We start from the raw sequence: 3,678 nt of genomic DNA on the forward strand, positions 1-3,678 counted from the left end.
GGCTGCTTGAGCCAGATTTCAACAGCCCTGGATGCAATATCGGGCCAGGGCTAAACGTCGGCCACGCAACGGAACCCGATGTGCGTGGTGGCGCTGTCCTGCGATTGTGGCGACCGCGCCGACGGGCGATACCGGTGGCAATAATCCGGCGCGCACAGGTGCGAGCCGCCCTTGAGCGCCTGGCTGACAGTTGGATCGGCTTCATCGGCCCGCGGACAACAGCCCTGCGCCGGTTCGTCGAGCCGATGGTGACCGAAGAACACTGTCGTCGTCCACTCCCACACGTTGCCGATCATGTCGACCAGGCCGTAGCCGTTCGGCGGGAAAGTGCCGACCGGCGACGTGCCTGTCCAGCCCGACGCACCGTCGTTCGCGTACGGGAAACGGCCCTGCCACGTGTTGGCCATCATCCGGCCGTCCGGCATCGGGTCGTCACCCCACCCATACGTCGACGTGCTGCCCCCGGCGGCCGCGTATTCCCATTCCGCCTCGCTCGGTAGCCGGCGTCCCGCCCACCGGGCGTATGCCGCCGCGTCGGGATACGCCACCTGTACGACGGGATGTTCCAGCCGATCCTCGATCCCGCTGGCCGGCCCGAACGGATGGCGCCAGTACGCGCCCGGTTCCCACTGCCACCACTGCCGCCAGTCGCGCAGATCGACGGGCCCGGACGTCGGCCGGAAAACCAGCGCACCAGCCACCAGATCGACGGGATTCGCCCCGGGATACAGTGCCGGGTCGAGCTCGCGCTCGGCCACAGTGACGTAGCCGCTGTCGTCGACGAATTCGGCGAACTGCGCATTGGTGACCGGATGCCGTTCCATCGCGAACCCGGCCACCTGCACCGTGTGTATCGGCGCCTCTTCCGGATAGAAGCGCGTCGAACCCATCCGGAACGAACCACCCGGCAAGTCGACGAGCTCAGTGAGCATGCGTTCAGGGTATTCCGACGGCGAAGTCGTCGATGAGCACCGATGACGAGGCGTCGAATGCGTCGGTTCCCGCCGGTGCCTGCACATGGACGGCGATCAGATAGTCGCCGTCGTCGGTCCAGACATGGACGATGCGGTCGAGGAACTCGACGGACTGCTGCGGGGTGTCCGACCATGCACCCATCAGCTTCTGCCCGCTGTAGCCGCAGAGTTCGGCGGGCAGACCACTCACGCTGCTGACCGCGGATAACTCCATCACCTCGTCGGCGTATTCGGTGAACGCTGCCTCGGGGTCGAGCTTCGTCGGCGCAATCGTCACCGTCGCGAACATGCCGTCAGGACCCTGCAACCGCAGACCGACATCGCCGGAACCGGGCAGTTGCGACCAGCCGTCGGGGACGGCGACGGTGACCTTCGGTGCGGCCGGATCGGATACCTGCGCGACGGCCGATATCGCCGGCTCGATCGGCAGCGGACAGCCGACGGTGGCAGCCGGGGCCGGGCCGCGCGTTGTGGTGACGATGCCCGGCGCCGCGGGGCCGGCGTCCTCGGTCGCCCAACCGAACCGCTTCACGGTTACATCATCAGTCCTTGGCGAAGGCTTGCGCCAATTCCCGTTCGAGGTCCAGGTAGGGCGTACCCGAGATGTCGACGACGACCTTGGCGATCGTTCCCCCGGTGAACGGGTACGGAGCCTTGTAGCTGCTCGAGACCGCCTGCCCGGTGTTGCGCCCGACGGCGACGCCGCCTCCCGAGAGGCCGAAGCTGGCCGGATGGGTGCGTACGCCCGACATCGTCGCCACGACCGAACCGTCGACGTGAAGCGAGACGTCACCCACAGGGGTGTGGCTGCCTTCGACCGTCCCCGTGCGGTCGTAGGACACACCGAAGACGTGGTCTCCCAACGGCACTGGGTCGGGCGCGGACAGCTTCTGCTCGTCCTCCCCCATGAAGTTGTAGATGTAGTGCAGGTAGCCGTCCTGAACGAACAACACGTGGCCACCATGACCCGCGCCCTGTTTGTAGAGCACTCCTTCGGCACCGGTGGTGTCGACCGCGACGTCAGCCAGCACCGAGAACGATTGGCCGCGCAGTTCCGGTGCGGCCCCGAGCCCGATCTCGGAGTTGTCCGCGTAGTAGGTGAAGTTCTTCCGGTCGGCGACTAGGTAGGGCCGGAAGCGGGTCAACGTCTCGAAGATGTTGAGGTCGGCGAGCGGAAGCCCGTTGTACTTCGCGGCCTCGTCGAACCACAGCTTCTTGAGCTCCTCGAGCTTGTCCGGTTGCTCGGCGGCCAGGTCGTGGCACTGGCTGCGGTCGGACTCGATGTGGAACAGCTCCCACCTGTCGGCGTCGAAGTGCGACCAACCCGCAGGCGTCGCGGCGTGGACGGTGTTGGCGAACCAGCCGTTGTGCCAGATACCACGGGTGCCGAGCATCGTGTAGAACTGGGTGTCTTTGCCGGTGTCGGCAGTCGGATTGTCAAGGGCAGCTTTGAAACTCACACCGTCGAGCGGCTTCTGTGCGATACCGCCGACTTCGCCGGGCGGCGCGATGTCCAGCAGGTCGTAGATCGTCGGGGTGACGTCGCAGACGTTGGCGTAACAGTCCCGCACCTCGCCATGAGCCTTGATTCCCTTGGGCCAGCTGATGATTGCGGTATCGGCGATGCCACCCTCGTGGGATGCATAGCGCTTGAACAGTTTGTAGGGCGTGTTGAACGCCATCGCCCAGCCGATCGGATAATGGTTGTAGGTCTCCGGGCCGCCGATGTGGTCGAAGTACTTCATGCTCTCCTCGACGGTGTCGATGTAGCCGTTGAAGAACTTCACCTCGTTGACCGATCCGTTGGGTCCGCCCTCGCCGCTTGCGCCGTTATCGGAGATCACGACGATGATTGTGTTGTCGAGCTGGCCGGATTCCTCGAGGTAGTCCAGGATGCGGCCGATCTGGGCATCGGTGTAGGAAAGGAACCCGGCGAACACCTCAGCCATCCGGCTGAAGAGGCGCTTCTCTTCGTCGTTCAGAGAACCCCACGGGCGCACCGTGTCCTGGTACGGCCACGTCTCGCCGTTGGGACCCTTGACGTCCAGATAAGGGTTCATCGGCGACAATTCGGTGTCCGACGGCACGATGCCGAGCTTCTTCTGGTTCTCCAGCACGATCTCGCGGTACTGCTCGTAGCCGATGTCGAACTTGCCCGCGTACTTGTCAGCCCACTCCTTGAAGACGTGGTGTGGGGCGTGGCCCGCGCCCGGGCAGAGGTAGGAGAACCAGGGTTTGTCCGGCGCGACCGCCTTCGCGTCGCGAATGAACTCAATCGTCTTGTCGGCGAGGTCTCTCGACAGGTGATATCCCTCCTCCGGCGTTGCCGGCGGTGCCACCTGATGGTTGTCGTAGACCAGGTCGGGGTACCACTGGTCGGTCTCGCCGCCCATGAAACCGTAGAACCTCTCGAACCCGCGAGACAGCGGCCAATGACGCTTTGTGGCCGCCACATTGGACTCCTCCAGCGGTGTCAGGTGCCATTTGCCGACGCAGTAGGTGTTGTAACCCCGTTCGTTCAACACCTCGGAGAGCAGTGCGGTGTCGGCTGGGATACGGCCGTTGCAGTTCGGGAACCCGTCGGTGAACTCCTCGATGGTCGCCATGCCAACGGTGGTGGCGTTGCGTCCTGTCAACAGCGAAGCACGCGTCGGCGAGCACAGCGCGGTGGTGTGGAACTGAGAAAGTCGAACACCACGGTCGG

At 64.8% G+C, this 3,678-nt stretch carries 3 protein-coding genes; all 3 read right to left on the reverse strand.

What is annotated here, in order from left to right; translation table 11 throughout:
- Nucleotides 1-50 precede the first annotated feature (50 nt).
- Nucleotides 51-932 carry a formylglycine-generating enzyme family protein gene (locus QOJ24_RS16580; RefSeq protein WP_526263095.1) on the reverse strand — a complete coding sequence of 294 codons (882 nt, stop codon included), beginning with the start codon at nt 930-932 and terminating at the stop codon, nt 51-53.
- 4 nt (nt 933-936) lie between these two features.
- Nucleotides 937-1,506 (reverse strand): hypothetical protein, encoded by a 570-nt coding sequence (locus QOJ24_RS16585; RefSeq protein ID WP_526263097.1) that lies wholly within the window; start codon nt 1,504-1,506, stop codon nt 937-939.
- A gap of 10 nt (nt 1,507-1,516) precedes the next feature.
- Nucleotides 1,517-3,678: arylsulfatase (locus QOJ24_RS16590; protein WP_526263099.1), on the reverse strand; the 2,162-nt coding region annotated here is incomplete at its 5' end.

The sequence above is a fragment of the Mycobacterium sp. genome (genome assembly GCF_032159775.1).
Classification (GTDB): domain Bacteria; phylum Actinomycetota; class Actinomycetes; order Mycobacteriales; family Mycobacteriaceae; genus Mycobacterium.

What these genes read in the sequence shown, in the direction of transcription:
- QOJ24_RS16580 (WP_526263095.1), bottom strand. Translation starts at nt 932, where the DNA reads ATGCTCACTGAGCTCGTCGACTTGCCGGGTGGTTCGTTCCGGATGGGT.